The following is a 622-nucleotide window of genomic DNA, read 5'->3' on the forward strand; positions in this document are numbered from 1 at the left end:
TGCCTTTGTCAATAAAAAACTGAGCCACCTCGCTAATAAAAAAGTGAGCCAGTTGTGATAAAAAAATTTTGAGCCACTAATCGTGATTCAAGGTTGAGTCGATGCGGTAAGACGAGCTGCAGTTCATGTTCAGAACAAAGGATCGGAAGGTGACCCTGTCTATGAGTGCAGCAAGCAGCATTTCATTTTCAAAAAGCTGTGTCCATTGTGAAAATTCAAGATTTGTACTTATGATAACACTGGCTCTTTCTGAACGTTCTGATATGATCTGAAAAAGCATCTCTGACTGATACCTGTTAAAAGTCAGGTAACTGAGTTCATCGATGATCAGAAGATCTATCTTACTGAGACTCTTTTCAAGTTTGGAAAGCCTGTTCATCTGAACTGCTTCTGCAAGCTCAGCAGCAAGATTGACAGCCGTATAGAATTTTACCCGATACCCCGCCTCACAGGCGTTCATGCCAAGTGCAATCGAAAGATGTGTCTTTCCACTCCCGGGATTTCCGATCATGACAATGTTTTGACGCTGCTTTATGAAATCACAGGAAGCGAGCTGCTGTATGGTGCTTTTACTGACGTTTTCAAGTCTTGCCATATCAAACGCATCCAGCGTTTTCAGTGT

Annotated in this window: 1 protein-coding gene; it reads right to left on the reverse strand. The window is 42.1% G+C overall.

The annotated features are described in order from the left end of the window. Positions 1 to 76 precede the first annotated feature (76 nt). Positions 77 to 622: IS21-like element helper ATPase IstB (istB, locus tag RUMCAL_RS06215; RefSeq protein ID WP_021681815.1), on the reverse strand; the 546-nt coding region annotated here is incomplete at its 5' end.

This window comes from Ruminococcus callidus ATCC 27760 (genome assembly GCF_000468015.1).
Taxonomy (GTDB): Bacteria; Bacillota; Clostridia; order Oscillospirales; family Ruminococcaceae; genus Ruminococcus_C; species Ruminococcus_C callidus.